Origin of the sequence: Candidatus Nitrospira neomarina (assembly GCF_032051675.1) — a bacterium.
Lineage (GTDB): Bacteria > Nitrospirota > Nitrospiria > Nitrospirales > UBA8639 > Nitrospira_E > Nitrospira_E neomarina.
Genome location: NZ_CP116968.1, coordinates 458226 through 473810 on the forward strand (window position 1 = coordinate 458226; position 15585 = coordinate 473810).

The following is a 15585-nucleotide window of genomic DNA, read 5'->3' on the forward strand; positions in this document are numbered from 1 at the left end:
ACAAGATCTCCTGGATTCTTTGATATTTCCACCATCGAGGGAGTCTCTCCGTTGTCCCTTCCCCAAAATGATGATTTTCCCGATCTCATAGAAGGGTTCCCAGCATTTTAAAATTGTCCATGTCATTTATAACTTAGGAAGGTAAACAATTGATGTCAATTAAACTTGACATAAATAATGTTTAAAATTACATTACGTATGATCGTATTTTACGAAGAGGTGACCTCGTTTTTATGGATCATTCTGACACAAAAGGAAGGATGTGTCGTAATGAGTAAAAGGCAAATAATGTGAAAGTCTGGGGGATGGCTGGATTAGGAATGGCCATGGTGATGAATTGCCTTGCGGTTTTGGCGGCCGAACCGGCATCTCCCAGTTCCTCTTCCTTAGGCATGGAAAAGGGTTCAGCTTTTCGTGATTTTTTTAAAGAGAACAAAGTTCGGGCGGAAGCACAGAATGGAAAAAATTGGAAGGAAACGGCTGATGCCGTCTTGATCCGAAACAAAGAGACTCAATGGAATCGGTATCTGAAAGCGGCGTTGGGTCTGCCGGATTTCGTTGACTTAGGGATTGAAAACCGTACGCGCTTTGAAAGTGTCAGTCATCCCTGGCGATCCACTGCGGCAGTTGGAGGCGGGCGAACGGATTCTCAGTGGGTTCTCCGGTCCAGGGTGCGCTTCGGATTGGGTAATGGCCCTCTCCGGCTTCTCTTTGAAGGACAGGATTCTCGCGAATACGGGGCCCAAAATGGGGGGTTTGTCAATAATTCAACCGTCGATGAATGGGATATTTTACAATTATTCGGATCATTGACCATAGACAACGTTGCAGGAAGCGGGTTGCGAACCGACCTGCATGTCGGCCGCATGACCCTGGACCTGGGAGGACGTCGATATGTCGCTCGCAATAACTTCCGGAATACTTCAAATGCCTTCGACGGTTTCCATTGGCAGATTGGGAAACCAGATACTTGGCGACTCCGTGCGTTTATCACTGAACCGGTCATCCGGGACCAGGATCAGCTAGACGAGCAGAATAAGAAATTTTTGTTTTGGGGTGCGTATGTGGAAAACCTTCAGATTCCATGGATGAATGTCAATGCCTTTTATTATGGACTCAACGATCAACGACAACAAAATAAAAATTTTCATCGTACGTATGGTACCTACGGATTTCGCCTCTTCAAAAATCCTGCAATTGGTGAATTCGATTATGAATTGGAGGGGGCGGTTCAAGTCGGGCAATTAGGGCAGGTCGATCATTTTGCCTATAATCCCAATGCCCAAGTTGGCTATACGTTTAATGTGCCCTGGACCCCTCAATTTTTGGTGCAGTATTCCTATTCCAGTGGAACCAGGACACCGGGAGGAAGCCAAAGCGGAACCTTTGATATATTGTTCGGGGCTCGTCGATGGGATTTCATGCCTACGGGAATTTTCGGACCATTTCTCCGATCCAACGTCAGTTCTCCCGGTTGGAGGCTGGTTGTGAAGCCTGCCAAAAGCGTCAGGATGCAAATCAAGCATCGGTTCTGGTACTTAGCCCAAGGCAGCGCTGTGAATGGAGGAATCCTTTTAGAAGATCCCACAGGAGGGGCAGGAAATTATTTAGGGCATGACCTGGAATTACGCGTGTCATGGACCGTCAGCCAAAATCTGGACTTTGATGCCGGGTACGATCATTGGTTTAAAGGATCGTATTTTGAGCGGCTTCCGGCTTCGGCGAATTTACCTCAGGGTGGGAACAAGGATACGGATTATTTTTATCTTTCTATGCGCATCAGATTATGAACAGGCTCTCAATCGTTAATCGGAGTCAGCCTGTTCTTACAATGAGCCATCTGGCGGCACTTATGATGTTGGGAGATGCATGATGTTTGTTCGAATCTGTGTTTTGGCTTTTATGGTCTTTTGTTCAGGTTTCGTCTCCGTAGCAGTAGCCGATGAAGTGCGGGTGGCCGTTGGGTCAAATTTTTTGACCACCCTTAACGAAATTGTCACCAATTTTCAGAAAGACACGAGACATACGGTTGTGATCAGTTCCGGATCGAGTGGAAAATTGTATGCACAAATCAAAAACGGTGCCCCGTTCGATGTCTTCCTTTCAGCAGATGCTGAGCGCCCGGAATTGTTGGAAGCAGAAGGACTGGCGGTCAAGGGTAGCCGTTTTGTCTATGCCGTTGGACGTCTAACCCTATGGAGTCCTGATTCGAACGTGGTGAATGGGGATGGACAAATCGTCCTGTCGACGGGCCACTTCGATCATCTGGCCATTGCCAATCCGAAAACCGCGCCCTATGGCAGGGCTGCTCAACAAACACTTAAGAAGATGGGTCTTTGGGAATCCCTCACGGATCGGATCGTTCAGGGGGAAAACATCGGACAGGCGTTTCAGTTTGTGTATTCGAGAAACGCTCAGCTCGGATTTGTGGCGCTTTCCCAAGTGTTGGATCCCAAAATCAACGGGAGCGGCAGCCGGTGGGATGTGCCAACGTCCTTTCACGAATCACTTGAACAAGAAGCGGTCCTGTTAGGGACTGGACAGCATCATGCCGGTGCCCGAACATTTCTAGATTTTGTCAAAGGAGATAAAAGCCGGGCTATTATTGAACGATTCGGCTATGGATTGCCATAATCACTTACATATCGACCCTTGAGAAAAGACCTTCCATTCGATAGGCGATAATGCTACATAAGAAGCCATGACACTATCTGAGGTGGATTTAGGACCTCTCTGGCTGACTTTGCGTCTGGCCGGGGTGACAGTGATGGTGCTTCTGATCATTGGAACTCCGCTTGCCTGGTGGCTTGCACATACCCGATCCCGAGTCCGGACGGCGATTGAGGCAATTGTTGCCATGCCTCTCGTCTTGCCGCCCACCGTGCTCGGATTTTATTTGCTGGTCTTATTGGGTCCTCATGGATGGATCGGGAGCGCCTCCCAGGCGGTAACCGGATCCGCGCTTTCGTTTACATTCACCGGACTCGTCATTGCTTCGGCGTTATATTCCCTTCCTTTCGTCGTTCAACCCTTGCATAGCGCCTTTGAGTCAATTGGGCGAAAGCCGTTAGAGGCCGCCTGGTCGCTCAGAGCCTCAAAGGTCGACACATTTCTTACCGTAGTTTCCCCCATGGCCTCTCGCGGCTATCTCACGGCGATTGTCCTTGGATTCGCTCATACCCTTGGCGAATTTGGTGTGGTCTTGATGGTGGGAGGGAATATTCCAGGAAGAACAAAAGTACTCTCTATTGCCATCTACGATCATGTGGAAGTATTGGAATATAGCCAGGCTCATGTCCTGTCGGCAGGACTTCTCGTCTTTTCATTTCTGGTCCTCCTTATGGTCTATACGGTGAACCGCCGTTTGCCTATCCACGTCTCATGAGCGAGTTGACAGCCAGATTCGAGGTGGTGTTTCACTCATTTCGCTTGCAGGTGAAGGCGAGTGTACCCGCCGAAGGGATCACGGTCGTCTTCGGTCCTTCCGGATGTGGTAAGACCACCCTCTTGCGCTGTCTCGCCGGATTGGAGCGATCCCCGGATGGCTTTCTCGCCCTCGGAGAACAAGTTTGGCAGGATGAAACTCACAATATTTTTCTTCCACTCTCCCAACGTCCGGTTGGCTATGTATTTCAAGAGCCCCGTTTATTTCCCCATCAGAGCGTCCGATCGAACTTATTGTACGGATGGAAGCGGATACCGAAATCGGAGCGCCGCATTTCACTTGATCAGGTCGTCGAGATCCTGGGTTTAAACTCGTTGTTGGAGCGCCGTCCAACCCACCTGTCTGGCGGAGAACAGCAACGAGTGGCCATTGGGCGTGCTTTATTAACCAGCCCGCGACTGCTCCTCATGGATGAACCGCTCAGCTCCCTTGATATCCAACGAAAGCGGGAAATCATGACATTTATCCAACGGCTGGATAAGGAATTCAGGATACCCATTATTTATGTGAGTCATGCTTTGCATGAAGTGGTGCAACTCGCCAGGACTCTCATCCTGCTGAAGGAGGGGAGCGTGGCCGCTATCGGGCCACTTGCTGAAGTGTTTTCTCAAGTAGGCAGTCGCCGCGTCATTCCGGACAGCCACATTGGTGCAGTCATTGACACTCGTGTGGCGGAGCATGATGTAGAATTCGGGCTCACCACTCTCAATTTTTCCGGAGGTCAACTGTCAGTGCCCCATCAACATTCATCCATAGGAGAATTATTACGCGTGCAAATCCTTGCCCGGGATGTCAGTCTTGTGGCAAGCCCTCCTGCATTCCAAACCAGTGTGCTGAATGTGTTACAGGCGACGGTCCTGGAAATCGGCCCCATCGAGTCTGGTCAACCCTTTGTCGATATCAAACTGGATATTGGTTGTCCCTTGCTGGCCACCATTACCCGAAAATCATTAGCGACCCTCCAACTCCATCCAGGGCAGAAAGTTCATGCTCAAATCAAAGCTGTGGCCCTTACCCACGATTCCCTGGAATAAATATCTATTCTCCCTAAATTCTTTCTGGATGCGAAAGGCAACACGTTTATTTCTTGGTTGTGGGTGCAACCCAGAATGCCAAAGTGGCATCCAGACTGTTTCGACGCACGATTGCAATGGGTTGTAGTTAATGATCACCAGGATATGTATAAGGTGCTGGAGGATCGGCTGACGGTCTTGGGTATGGCACGTTGAAAGCCAACAATGGGACCATTGTGGTCCTTCCAGTTGTCACATGTGCAATGTCGTGGGATTGTGAAGTCACGGGAATGAATGGACTCTCTCTGGTGAGTGAACAGCACATCAATTTTTGTAACACTTTTTACGGAGACAAGACTTAAGCGAAAAAATCTGGTTCTTGTGTGGACTTACATGATTTGTGATCGTATGAAATTTATGTATGTGGAGGCTCTATGAGTTTTTGGCCCATTCCTATTGACCATCTTGAGGTCTATCTCTTTTTGGCCTCAGCGCTTTCCCTGGTAACCTGGCTCTACCTCTCGTTTGGGCATGGTCGCTTCTGGTATGCCGACCAGCGACTTGGTAGCGAGGGGTTAATGACTTTCAACACCACACAATGGCCAACCATCGTTGTCGTAGTTCCCGCCCGGAATGAGGCGGATGTCATTGAGCGGACGTTGCGGTCTCTCTTAGAGCAAGACTACCCAGGGGAGTTTCACGTTGTGATGGTGGATGATCAAAGTGAGGATGGTACCGGCGACATTGCACGTCAGCTTGCTATCGAACACCCAGGGGGAGCACGCCTTACTGTGAACGTCGCTGAGGATCGGCCCTCTGGATGGCTGGGAAAGGTCTGGGCCCTCCATACCGGATTGCAATACGCTGAGCAACACTGGCCCAATGCCGCCTATCGATATTTGACGGATGCGGACATCGAGCACAGCCGGGGAAATCTGCGTGAGCTGGTTTCCAAGGCCGAATTCGAGGAACTTGATCTGGTATCGCTCATGGTCCGATTGCATTGTGAACATGCCTGGGAGAAGCTGCTGATTCCAGCATTTGTGTATTTTTTTCAAAAACTCTATCCCTTTCCCCTCATTAACGATCACAAATCAACTGTGGGAGGTGCAGCTGGAGGTTGCATCCTTGTGAGGAATCGTGCACTGCTTCAAATTGGAGGGATCGAGGTCATTCGTGGTGAAGTAATTGATGATTGTGCCCTTGGGACGGCAATGAAGCGAATAGGAAAAATTTGGGTGGGTCTTACGGATTCAGAGCACAGCATTCGCCCCTATTTAAGGCTTCATGACATCTGGACCATGGTAAAACGGACGGCTTACACGCAACTGAGATATTCCCCTTTGATGCTTGCGGGTACCGTCATGGGTCTGGTGGTTGTCTATCTTCTCCCACCGCTTGTTGCTTTGACCTGGCCACTTCACGGAAGTGCTTTGGCGGGAGGGCTGGCGGTCTTCGCTTGGCTGATCATGATGTATACGTTTCAACCCACCTTGCGATTATACGCACTGGCTCCAACCTATGGTTTGGTATTGCCCATAGCCGCCTTCCTTTACCTGGGAATGACTGTAGACTCGGCTTACCGATATTGGTTAAAGATCGGGGGACAATGGAAAGGACGGACTGGAATTGGCTGCACTGATTGAGTTTTGGTTTTCTTTCAGGATAGTTGGCTGCCAGGGAACACTCAGGATGCCAGTCGCCACGTTTTTCAACCTGCCAATTTTTCCAAAAATTTTTCAATATTCAATAATGGTTAGATGGATAATGGTATAGGAAAACCAACAAAGGAAAAGGACCACTGAAGGGTCAAGAATACGGATTTCGGCCAGTTTCCGCTATAAGTTCATGGCGGATTTTTTATAGAACAAGGAGCCTGCTGGCCCCAGCACTCTGCTGATCATAACTCCAGCACACTTCGATTTCCTGATATGGAGTTGGACGCACCGGTTCAACGGTATCCGTGTGCGTCCATCTCTCGGTTTCAACGCTTTTGAAGTGCAACGCGCCGGTTCCACGTTCCAATAACATTCAACAACGGTTATCCTTGATTCAATATCTTGCCTTCATCCAATCCGGGGAGAGAGCTTTAATCTTTCTCTACAAAAGCCACATCGGTGACCTTATCTTCATCATCGACAAATAGGACGACTTCTTGCCCTGAAGAAAGCTTTTTGAGCTTTTCCTGAATCAGAGGACGCACTTCATACTGGTGTTCCTTTCCCCCATCCGGTTGAACGGCAATCATGTTATTTTTCAGGGGTTGCTTCAGAACTCCTGAAACCTTTTTGAAATTCCCTTTCAGAGGAGACTTTTTTTCCCCGAGATGTTGGGCTTTGTCCACTGTTGTCTGATTCTCGAATGTGACATCCACGATCTGATCCATTTCATCAATAAGGAAAGTGGCTTCCGCGCCAACCGGAATGGACGCCACTTTGCTCCTGGCCATTGAAATGATCTTATGCGATTCCTGCTGTCCCTCCTTCAACTGAATGACGGCCTTTTCGTGGCCGGTCACCAGTGGCTGGGCCAAAACACCATGGACCGTTCGATGATGTGACTCCTCTCCTGGCAGATGAACATCGACAATGAGGTTTTGGTCGTTGACGGTTATTTCAACGCGATCCCCATTTTTTAGAGGGGGGAGCCCTTTCTCCTCACGGAGATTCATGGGCAGATATCGAGGTTGCCCTTCCCCTGTGTTCACCTTGGCCTGCTCCCCTCTGATTTCTTCCACAGTCCCAATTAAGACACGCTCCCCGGACAGGGATTCACTACCTTTCGTGTTGTTTCCTTCATGGGCAATAACCGCACCGGGAATAACCAGACATCCAGTCAAAAAGCACAATCCAACCAGACCTAAGCGTCTCATTGAACCTTGTGCCGGTGGCGTCTTTGACGGTTGTTGCAATACGTTTGTGAAAGGCATGAAACGCTCCTTTGTTAATTTTTAAATGTTAAGAGATAGTACAACGTCTGAAATATACTCAATTGTTCCTCCCGGGAGACCTGAGGAAAACCCTGGGTTTGCACCTCACGATGTTAAAGGGAGAGAAAATAGCCTGGGAGGACACAAGGAGAGGGGACTCTAAGCTATCGCTATGAGGGCCGTTTCCCATTGGGCGTTTGAGTTGATTTCGATAACAGGAGTAAGCCAAGACAGGCAGAGAGGCAGGATGCGATTAAAATAGCTAATTTGGCCGTTTGCAGATCGGAAGATCCCTGAAAAGCTAACGTTCCAATGAAAATAGCCATGGTAAACCCAATACCCCCCATAAATCCCAAACCAATAATTTGAGGCCAATGAAGGTGAGATGGAAGATCAGAGCTACCAAATCGGACCACCAACCAGGCTCCAAGGCAAATGCCCAAGGGCTTGCCGAATAATAATCCCAGACCAATTCCTAGTGAGAGGGTATTGCTGAAGAGTGAAGAGTCGGTGGTCATTACCACTCCCGCATTAGCCAGAGCAAAGATAGGCATGATGGCAAATGTGACCCACGGGTAGAGAACATGTTCGAGTTTTTGCAGAGGGGGTTGGATTAAATCGTTGGCCGTTTCAAGTGCATGGACGGCTTGTGCCTGTTCTTTATTTTCCAGAATTGAAACCCCAGGAACTTCAGCTCTTTGGAATTCCTGACTGAACTTTTCGCTTTTATGCGCAAATTCTTTTTTGGTCATGGCGGAGGTGGCTGGAATAGTAAAAGCCGCAAGCACACCGGCAATCGTGGGGTGAAGACCAGAAAAAAGAAACGCCAACCATAGGCCACCAATGCCGAATAGGCCATAAATAAATGGAGAACGGATTCCCAACCGGTTTGCACTCATCAAGATTACTAAAAATCCTAAGCCAGTCCCAAGACTGATCCATGAAATATCCGAGGTATAAAAAAAGGCAATTACGAGAACAGCTCCTAGATCGTCAACGATAGCCAGAGTCGTTAAGAAAATTTTAGCCGAAAAAGGAATTTTTGAGCCCAATAGACCCAACAGGCCAATGGCAAAAGCAATATCGGTGGCCATGGGAATTCCCCAACCTGAGCTGTAAGGGGTTTGAAAATTAAGCAGAAGATACACCATTGCGGGAAGAACCATTCCGCCAACAGCCGCCGCAATGGGAAGTATGGCTTGACGGGGTTCGGATAATTCTCCGACCAATATTTCCCGTTTAATTTCGAGTCCAATGACAAAAAAGAAAATGGCCATCAATCCGTCATTGATCCACAGTAATAGGGGTTTTTCCAATAAAAAAGGACCAAAGCCAATGGTAAACGGTAGTTCCCAAAATGCCGAAAAATGAGAGCCATAGGCTGAATTGGCGAGAACCAGGGCGATTGCGGTGCAAATCAAAAGCACGATACCACCGGAGGCATTTTGTTTGGTGAATTCCTCCAAGGGCGAAAGGAGTTTTTCCACTGGGCGGCTTTTAACGGATTGTTTGGCTTCTTTTACAAGATCCATGGAATGAAAAGTCCTGGAATAATGTTGTTGCTCACAATTGGGGATAAATCTGCGGACTCCATGAAAATTTGCCTTCCCACCATTTCGTGTAACACGTTCAATAATGTTGGCATACGTTTTTTGCTTGTTGAGATCGGACGGATTCGTCTGTGTTGCGGGGATGCTTTCTTCCCAGAATCGGAGTGAGGCGATACCAAAAGCCCGGATGTAAACACCTGAAGATTATCGAGTTCCCATTCGCGATATTGCTTATGATACTGCGCGTTAAAAATGAAAATCTAAGACAAAAGTTTAAGAAAGGAGGTAGTTTTGTCTCTTGAGGTGTATCTGCTCCCATCTAGTAGGATGAGTGATATTTATTATGTGAGAACACCATGCAAGGTTCTATGTATGGCAACAATTATTAGAGGAGGCAGGCCATGTTGAAAACCGTTCAAACTTTTTTAAAGATTGCGGTGGTAATGGGATTGTTGGTGGGGTGCCAATCTATGACCGGACAGTCCACTGGAGATTACGTTGATGATGCCAGTGTCACTGCCGCAGTGAAAACCAAACTCGCGAATCAACAACCCACTTCATTGTCTCGGGTAGAGGTTGAAACCGTAAAGGGTGTGGTTCATCTTATGGGTGTAGCCAAAACTGAAGAGGACAAAGCGGAAGCGGGCCGTCTGACCAAGCAAGTCAAAGGCGTCAAGCGAGTCGACAATGATCTGAAGGTACAATCCCCTTAGTCAGATCCGTCATGAACCGGAAATCCCCGCCTCGGAGGAGGGGCGGGGATTATTCATCTAAAGAAAGAATAAAAACGGAATCTTCAGTCTCAAACCAAACGGCCTCCGAAATTTCGAATCCAGGGATGTGGCCTGACTTACAAATACCACGATAGGGATGACGGGTAGGACGATCATTGAAAAATGGGATCTCAGAAAATACGACCATGGTGGATGCGTGCCCTTATCCTCACCTCGGGGATTATGGGTTTCATCCTACTGCTCTTGGTGGTCACCTCATTTTTTATTGATGAATCGTTGCGGGCCTACATTGAAACCAATCTCAATACACAACTCAAAGGCTATACGGTTGAGTTAGAGACCGTTGATTTTCATCCACTTGGTTTCTCCATTGACTTTGAAAATTTGACGTTACGACAAGAAACAAACCCAGAGCCTCCCCTACTCATCATTCCATTCTGGAGCGCGAGTATTCAGTGGACGCAATTATTCAAAATGGAGATTGTCAGTGATCACCTTATTAAAAATGCCAAAGTGGTCTTTGCCTACCCTCAGGCCGAAAAAGAGGTTAAAGATATAACAGACGTCAAAGACAAAGGTTGGCAAGAGGCCTTATACGCATTGTATCCCGTCACCATTAATACTTTTCGAGTTGAAGATAGTTCATTGTCATACCGGGATCAGTCTGACCATCCTCCTTTGGAACTGACAAACCTGCAATTAAATATTGAAAATATACAGAATATTCGTTCAAAAAAGGGAGAATATCCCACGACCGTCCATCTGGAAGGATCTCTTCCCCAAGCAGGGCTTGTGAGTATTTCGGGAAAAGGCAATTTCTTGGCTGAACCGTTTCCAGGAATAGCCGTAGATTTTGATATGAAAAATGTCCAACTCCAATCGTTTCTTCCTGTCTCCACCCTTGTCAATGTGGAAATACATTCCGGAACGTTGAACGGACATGGACATATCGAATACTCCCCTTGGGCAAACATGGCTCAAATTGTCAGGTTGGAAATAGAAAATCCCTATATTCACTATGTGGAGAAAGATTCTCCTACCAAAGCACAAAAGGCCAAGCGGGAGTCCTCAACGCCAGACACGGATGATTCAAAAAAATCCCAAGACCCCTTCAAGGTGGCGATAGACTCCGCATCGGTGAAAAATGGCGAATTTGGGTATAAGAACCAAACAACGACCCCCCCGTATACGATTTTTGTTAATCATGTGGACATCCAGGTAACCGGGGTGGGAGTTCCAAAAGTTACCCAAAAAGGAGAATTAGAACTTTTCGGGAAATTTATGGGAAAGGGGAAGACGTCAATCAAAGGAGGATTCCGGCCGGAGGTGAAACATCCTGATTTTGATATAAAAGTGAAAATAGATAAAACAGATATGACCACCTTAAACGACGCATTCAAAGCCTTTGCAGGATTTGATGTTAAAAGCGGGGAATTTTCGTTAATTTCTGAATTACATACTGATGGTGGCCGGGTCCAGGGGTATATTAAGCCATTTTTCGATAAACCTGAAATTTACGATCTTTCACAGGACAAAACCGACAATATCTTTCAACAGTTATATGAGGGTGTGGTGAGTGCGGTAGCTTCTCTATTGGAAAATGTGCCGAGGGATCAGGTGGCCACGAAAACCGATATTACCGGAAACCTGGACAATATCAAGATAGGGACATGGGAACTGATATGGAATCTTTTCAGAAATGCGTTTGTTGATGCTATGACACCCGCCTTTGAAAATTTAAAAACCCTTGGAAAGAAGAATTAGGCAATGAGGAATGTTTATTCCACCAAAAACAAAAAAAAAGACTGGGGTTATATGTGGGGAAGTATGATTCCTCATTTCGGCTGTTCAATGGAAATGGTTCTCGAATTTTCTTAACCACAAAGGAGGCGAAAAATGAATATTAACCATTATGTGTGGGTAGTGTTTTTGATCACGTTGTTGGCGATAACCGGATGTAATACTATGGAGGGTGCCGGCGAGGATGTGCAAAAAGCAGGCAAATCAATTGAAAAGGCAGCCGATTAAAATCCATTCCTAAATAGAAGGCGGAATTTCCTAATCCAAAATTGGGAAATTCCGCCTTCTTCTCTCGAAAATATCTTCCCCCTTCCCAAGCCTAACACCTGAGGCAATCCTGCATGAGCACGTGTCTGGATTCCTTTCCGCATCTCGCCTCAACCCTCCTATGGAAACGAACGAGCTGGCCTCTGTAGTCGTCTGAAAATAAACATCTGGATAAAAAAGAGTGAGTAGAAAACCAATTTATACGTTGGTGAAGAGGGGTTTGTCTTGATATTAAATAGTAAATAAGAATGAAGAAGTGGGTGGTCCGCCCACAGGATTTTTAAGGTGTAGGAAATCCCATTAAAGGAGGTGGATAAAAAAAGCGAAGGAAATGGTTGTAGAAGCAGTTTGAAAATTTTTCATATTTACACAACATTCAAGGAGAACAACATGAACAAGGATCAATTCAAAGGAAATTGGAACCAGTTTAAGGGCGAAGTGAAAAAAAAGTGGGGAAAGTTTACCGACGATGAATTAACTCAAATCGAAGGTGATTACGATAAATTTAAGGGAAGGGCTCAAGAATTATATGGAGATCAAAAAGACGAAGTAAATAAATGGACTGAGGATTGGCAGGCGAAAAACCAACCAGTCCGATAATCCTATTCACTTCACTTATAGTGAAGATCAGGATACCCATCATCCCCAGGAGACGGGAGATTACAGCCCCGCTCCTGGGTAAATGAGAATGCCTTCGGTGATAGTAAGTGCCTCCACTATTCATTCTGGAATGTTCTGTTCCACCTTGATTTACCCAAGATACGCGGACGAAGGAGTAAAACAATGAATATGACGCCAGATATATTAAAAAATAACATAGCCGCAACCGTGGCAGCCGTTTTTCTCATGAGTGCTCATGCTTGGGGGGCAAACGGGATGGATTATTCTGTTACCGCGGAAGAAGGAGTTGAAAAGGGGTATATCCATAAGGTGTATAATGAGGACCAATTCTATGGTAATTGGAAGCAGCTCAAGGGAGCGCTCAAGGAAAACTGGGGAGAGTTTACGGATGATGATCTGCTGGCAATTGAAGGGCGCACAGACCGTTTCGAAGGGAAACTTCAGGAGCGATATGGAGAACGAAAAGAAGAAGTCAGGGCATGGGTGGATGAATGGTTGGAAAACCATCCTTATGATGCCCGCGATCAGAAGAATTAATCATAGGGAATCTGAAAGACCGAATTGATTCCGGCGCGAGAGGGCTTTCCCGTTGCGCCGGATTTTTTTTGCCACCTCAAGAAAAAAATACTGTTGTGATTACTCTCAAACTTTCCCTTTAATCCACTATGCCGTTTATTCCTGCCTATAACAGATTTGAGTGTACCTGAAATAGTATTAAGTCCCCCGTACCTTTCGAATAGCGGTGGGTTTTTCCTCTGCCGAATAACGGATTTCCGCTGTGTCGCCCACTTCAATTCCTTCATCTACCAACGTCATGGAGGTAGTCTCTACACGAATTTCCTTATTTTCGGAGTCCTTGATCATATAAGTTTTGTCATCAATAGACATGACTTCGCCTACAACTAATCTGGCATGTTCGGAAGGTTGGTCGGTGGAGGAGGGGTTCGCAGTATTGGAATCCACGGGCGGAGGGGGAATTTCCTGCGAATTACCGGAAACCGTGGGTTCAACCGGTGGATTATTAACGGGTGCGGTTTCATCCTGACAACCAACCATAGCCAAAAAAAGTAACGGCACATACCATCGGAAATTTTTATTAGACTGTTGTTGGTTCTTATGGTGTCGTCTCATTGGTTGTTCCTACCTTTCTTGTTTTAAAACTTGCATAATTGATACTTCGAATCGCTTGATAATTTGAAAACCTTGTGATTCTTCATAGTATGGTTAATAAGTCGGGACTTGCGAAACTGTTGAAAACCCTGGAAATGCAGGGATTTTCTTGCGGGGTTGAAGGGGAAAACCCTAGCCAAGACGGCGTGCTGGCTGTGAAATCTTACCTACGATGGTAGGAGTGATAGGGTACGCCTCTGTATTCTTTCGGTTTCTCAGCTCAGGAGAGGATTTGTGTTTTCAACCAAGAGAGATGAAAAGAAAAATCCCCTCCCTGAAAATGGAGTGGAGCACATTTTTGTAAAATCCGGAAAATTCTTGTCTGATCCCTTTTTCAGTTGGTTCCATTCTTGTGAAATCATTGTAATGGGAAGAGATACGTAACCTCGATTCTTCAAGAAGGCTTGGCCCTGTTGACTATAGAGGAACTTGAATAATTCAATTGCCGCCTCGTCCGGATGTGTTTGCGGATTTAGGTTCAGATACCCGTACAGGTACTGTGTAAAAGCATATGCCGTGTTCAACCTGGAATTTTTGTCAATAGGTAATTGTTTGGAACTTTCCCGTAATGGAACAATTCCTACCTGCGGCGTAACCGAGCTGAGTTTCGTAAATCCAAGAGCCCCTTTTTCTTTCCCCACAGCAAAAACGACCTGACCGGAACTGGGATGTCGATGAACGCGATTATGAAAGTCCTTCCCCTGAAGGGCCTGAAATTTGAAGAAATCATGCAAGCTGACTGATGCATCATAGCCATGCAGAATTATTGACCGGGAACGCCAATCTCCTTTGAGATCCAGATCACTCCATGTCTTCATTGGGGGAATTTCTCGTGAAGGGGTTTGAGAAAAGATAGCATCTATTTCCTTTTGAGATATTCCCCGCTGAATAAGCGGATTTGAAAGATGAACAATGAGTACGACCGGATCAGCGGCAATCTTCAATTGGGTTGGCTCGTATCCCCAGTAGTCCATGAACCCCAGGCGCTCATGGTCGTTCATTGGTTCACTCATTATGGCAATCGATGAGTGTTGAGAGATCTGCCACCACGGCGGAGTTTGGGTCGTCTCAATACTTCGTGCCTTCACGGTCAGAAGCTTTTGCACGTTCGAAAAAGAATGTTCGATATCCTCAGCAAGAGAGAGTGTTTCATTTTCTCCGAGAACAAACAATTTTTCCGGAGAGAGTAGTGGTGCGGGTGTGTAATGAAGGCAGCTTTCTATGCCCGCCCTGCCTGTTCGGGTTGGAAATGTGGGTGACAGGCCGGATGGGCGAGTAATGGAAAATTTGGCATTTGCCAAAATTTGGGAGAGAGGCTTGAACTTGGACTCCGCTCCTGCCAGTTCCTGGAGAAGGAGTATCATTGTGCCCACAAAGAAAATGACCCATGACATTCGTTTCATAGAAATGTGCCAAGAATAACCCTTCCTGGGGAATTGCGACCGTTGGCGGCTTGTAAATTAGTTCCCCGAAGAGCATTGCGGAGAAAGGCAAGAATGTCTTATTGCACCTCATGCTCCACACGATGAATTTTCGATGTAAGAAAACTTTGTAATTTGGCTTCGTCTTCGGTGGATAATGATGTTTGCAAAATCGTTCCCTCCACGCCTTTCCGTTTCAATTCATTAATCACTTTATCCCGTGTCACTTTTTTCAGAAGAAGGAATAAAGCGGAATGTCCCGGTTGAATAGTGTTTCCTAATTCTTTGATGAAATTATCGTCAATGCCAATGTCCGTTAACCACCCGGTAATACTTCCTGCTGTGGCTCCTGCCAGTCCTCCCGCGGCCCACCCGAGTATGGGATTAAAAAACAGCACGCCAATTAATAGACCCCATAAACCTCCGTAGAGCACTCCTCCTACCGTCCCGGAGGCAACCAAATTGTAAGTTTGATTGATGGTGACTTTCCCGTTCTGATTTTTCACGACCACGACTGCATCTTCTAAATCAAGAAGGTATTGCTTCTGCATGGTAAAAAGTAGTTTCCGTACTTCTTCCGCTTTTGTCTCATCAGCAAAAGCCACGACGATTAATTCGCTCATTCTTTCTCCCTT

16 protein-coding genes are annotated in these 15585 nt (G+C 46.5%); 10 read left to right on the top strand and 6 right to left on the bottom strand.

Annotated elements, in window-relative coordinates:
• The first annotated feature begins 305 nt into the window (after window positions 1-305).
• From PQG83_RS01995 to PQG83_RS02015, 5 genes are all read left to right on the top strand, one after another.
• A complete protein-coding gene (locus PQG83_RS01995; protein WP_312746187.1) occupies window positions 306-1790 on the top strand; it encodes an alginate export family protein in 1485 nt (494 codons plus the stop codon).
• A gap of 79 nt (window positions 1791-1869) precedes the next feature.
• Window positions 1870-2634 (top strand): molybdate ABC transporter substrate-binding protein, encoded by a 765-nt coding sequence (gene modA / locus PQG83_RS02000; RefSeq protein ID WP_312746190.1) that lies wholly within the window; start codon window positions 1870-1872, stop codon window positions 2632-2634.
• A gap of 67 nt (window positions 2635-2701) precedes the next feature.
• Entirely contained in the window at window positions 2702-3385 is a 684-nt protein-coding gene (modB, locus tag PQG83_RS02005) for a molybdate ABC transporter permease subunit (RefSeq protein WP_312746191.1), read from the top strand.
• On the top strand, window positions 3382-4479 hold the full coding sequence (gene modC / locus PQG83_RS02010; protein ID WP_312746194.1) for a molybdenum ABC transporter ATP-binding protein: 1098 nt from the start codon (window positions 3382-3384) through the stop codon (window positions 4477-4479). The genes modB and modC overlap by 4 nt, the downstream gene beginning before the upstream one ends.
• 413 nt (window positions 4480-4892) lie before the next feature.
• Window positions 4893-6104: a glycosyltransferase gene (locus PQG83_RS02015; RefSeq protein WP_312746197.1), complete on the top strand. Its 1212-nt coding sequence runs from the start codon at window positions 4893-4895 to the stop codon at window positions 6102-6104.
• Between the two features lie 214 nt (window positions 6105-6318).
• Here the strand turns inward: PQG83_RS02015 and PQG83_RS02020 are convergent, their stop codons facing one another.
• From PQG83_RS02020 to nhaA, 3 genes are all read right to left on the bottom strand, one after another.
• Window positions 6319-6489 carry a hypothetical protein gene (locus tag PQG83_RS02020; RefSeq protein WP_312746200.1) on the bottom strand — a complete coding sequence of 57 codons (171 nt, stop codon included), beginning with the start codon at window positions 6487-6489 and terminating at the stop codon, window positions 6319-6321.
• A 58-nt stretch (window positions 6490-6547) separates the two neighbouring features.
• Window positions 6548-7387: a hypothetical protein gene (locus tag PQG83_RS02025; RefSeq protein WP_312746202.1), complete on the bottom strand. Its 840-nt coding sequence runs from the start codon at window positions 7385-7387 to the stop codon at window positions 6548-6550.
• Between the two features lie 170 nt (window positions 7388-7557).
• On the bottom strand, window positions 7558-8919 hold the full coding sequence (gene nhaA / locus PQG83_RS02030; protein WP_312746204.1) for a Na+/H+ antiporter NhaA: 1362 nt from the start codon (window positions 8917-8919) through the stop codon (window positions 7558-7560).
• Between the two features lie 419 nt (window positions 8920-9338).
• On the opposite strand from nhaA, the gene PQG83_RS02035 reads away from it, so the two are divergent.
• The 5 genes from PQG83_RS02035 (at window position 9339) to PQG83_RS02055 (ending at window position 12896) form a co-directional block, all read left to right on the top strand.
• A complete protein-coding gene (locus tag PQG83_RS02035) occupies window positions 9339-9650 on the top strand; it encodes a BON domain-containing protein (protein ID WP_312746207.1) in 312 nt (103 codons plus the stop codon).
• 183 nt (window positions 9651-9833) lie between these two features.
• Window positions 9834-11435, top strand: a complete 1602-nt coding sequence (locus PQG83_RS02040; protein WP_312746209.1) for a DUF748 domain-containing protein — start codon at window positions 9834-9836, stop codon at window positions 11433-11435.
• 132 nt (window positions 11436-11567) lie between these two features.
• Entirely contained in the window at window positions 11568-11699 is a 132-nt protein-coding gene (locus PQG83_RS02045; protein ID WP_312746211.1) for an entericidin A/B family lipoprotein, read from the top strand.
• A 429-nt stretch (window positions 11700-12128) separates the two neighbouring features.
• The gene (locus PQG83_RS02050; protein ID WP_312746214.1) at window positions 12129-12338 is read left to right on the top strand and encodes a CsbD family protein; all 210 of its coding nucleotides are present in this window, start codon (window positions 12129-12131) and stop codon (window positions 12336-12338) included.
• Window positions 12339-12668: 330 nt separating this feature from the next.
• Window positions 12669-12896: a CsbD family protein gene (locus PQG83_RS02055; RefSeq protein ID WP_312749159.1), complete on the top strand. Its 228-nt coding sequence runs from the start codon at window positions 12669-12671 to the stop codon at window positions 12894-12896.
• Window positions 12897-13073: 177 nt separating this feature from the next.
• On the opposite strand, the gene PQG83_RS02060 is transcribed toward PQG83_RS02055, so the two are convergent.
• The 3 genes from PQG83_RS02060 to PQG83_RS02070 all read right to left on the bottom strand — a co-directional run bounded on the left by PQG83_RS02060 (window position 13074) and on the right by PQG83_RS02070 (window position 15573).
• Window positions 13074-13490, bottom strand: coding sequence for a hypothetical protein (locus tag PQG83_RS02060; RefSeq protein WP_312746217.1), 417 nt, complete (start codon window positions 13488-13490; stop codon window positions 13074-13076).
• 254 nt (window positions 13491-13744) lie between these two features.
• On the bottom strand, window positions 13745-14932 hold the full coding sequence (locus tag PQG83_RS02065; protein ID WP_312746220.1) for a PstS family phosphate ABC transporter substrate-binding protein: 1188 nt from the start codon (window positions 14930-14932) through the stop codon (window positions 13745-13747).
• A 98-nt stretch (window positions 14933-15030) separates the two neighbouring features.
• Window positions 15031-15573, bottom strand: coding sequence for a DUF1269 domain-containing protein (locus PQG83_RS02070; protein WP_312746224.1), 543 nt, complete (start codon window positions 15571-15573; stop codon window positions 15031-15033).
• Between the last annotated feature and the right edge of the window lie 12 nt (window positions 15574-15585).

What these genes read in the sequence shown, in the direction of transcription:
- PQG83_RS02060 (WP_312746217.1), bottom strand. Translation starts at nt 13,490, where the DNA reads ATGAGACGACACCATAAGAACCAACAACAGTCTAATAAAAATTTCCGA.
- PQG83_RS01995 (WP_312746187.1), top strand. Translation starts at nt 306, where the DNA reads ATGGCTGGATTAGGAATGGCCATGGTGATGAATTGCCTTGCGGTTTTG.
- PQG83_RS02050 (WP_312746214.1), top strand. Translation starts at nt 12,129, where the DNA reads ATGAACAAGGATCAATTCAAAGGAAATTGGAACCAGTTTAAGGGCGAA.
- PQG83_RS02020 (WP_312746200.1), bottom strand. Translation starts at nt 6,489, where the DNA reads ATGTTATTGGAACGTGGAACCGGCGCGTTGCACTTCAAAAGCGTTGAA.
- PQG83_RS02045 (WP_312746211.1), top strand. Translation starts at nt 11,568, where the DNA reads ATGAATATTAACCATTATGTGTGGGTAGTGTTTTTGATCACGTTGTTG.
- PQG83_RS02070 (WP_312746224.1), bottom strand. Translation starts at nt 15,573, where the DNA reads ATGAGCGAATTAATCGTCGTGGCTTTTGCTGATGAGACAAAAGCGGAA.
- modC (WP_312746194.1), top strand. Translation starts at nt 3,382, where the DNA reads ATGAGCGAGTTGACAGCCAGATTCGAGGTGGTGTTTCACTCATTTCGC.
- PQG83_RS02065 (WP_312746220.1), bottom strand. Translation starts at nt 14,932, where the DNA reads ATGAAACGAATGTCATGGGTCATTTTCTTTGTGGGCACAATGATACTC.
- PQG83_RS02015 (WP_312746197.1), top strand. Translation starts at nt 4,893, where the DNA reads ATGAGTTTTTGGCCCATTCCTATTGACCATCTTGAGGTCTATCTCTTT.
- PQG83_RS02025 (WP_312746202.1), bottom strand. Translation starts at nt 7,387, where the DNA reads ATGCCTTTCACAAACGTATTGCAACAACCGTCAAAGACGCCACCGGCA.
- PQG83_RS02040 (WP_312746209.1), top strand. Translation starts at nt 9,834, where the DNA reads ATGGGATCTCAGAAAATACGACCATGGTGGATGCGTGCCCTTATCCTC.
- modB (WP_312746191.1), top strand. Translation starts at nt 2,702, where the DNA reads ATGACACTATCTGAGGTGGATTTAGGACCTCTCTGGCTGACTTTGCGT.
- nhaA (WP_312746204.1), bottom strand. Translation starts at nt 8,919, where the DNA reads ATGGATCTTGTAAAAGAAGCCAAACAATCCGTTAAAAGCCGCCCAGTG.
- modA (WP_312746190.1), top strand. Translation starts at nt 1,870, where the DNA reads ATGATGTTTGTTCGAATCTGTGTTTTGGCTTTTATGGTCTTTTGTTCA.
- PQG83_RS02035 (WP_312746207.1), top strand. Translation starts at nt 9,339, where the DNA reads ATGTTGAAAACCGTTCAAACTTTTTTAAAGATTGCGGTGGTAATGGGA.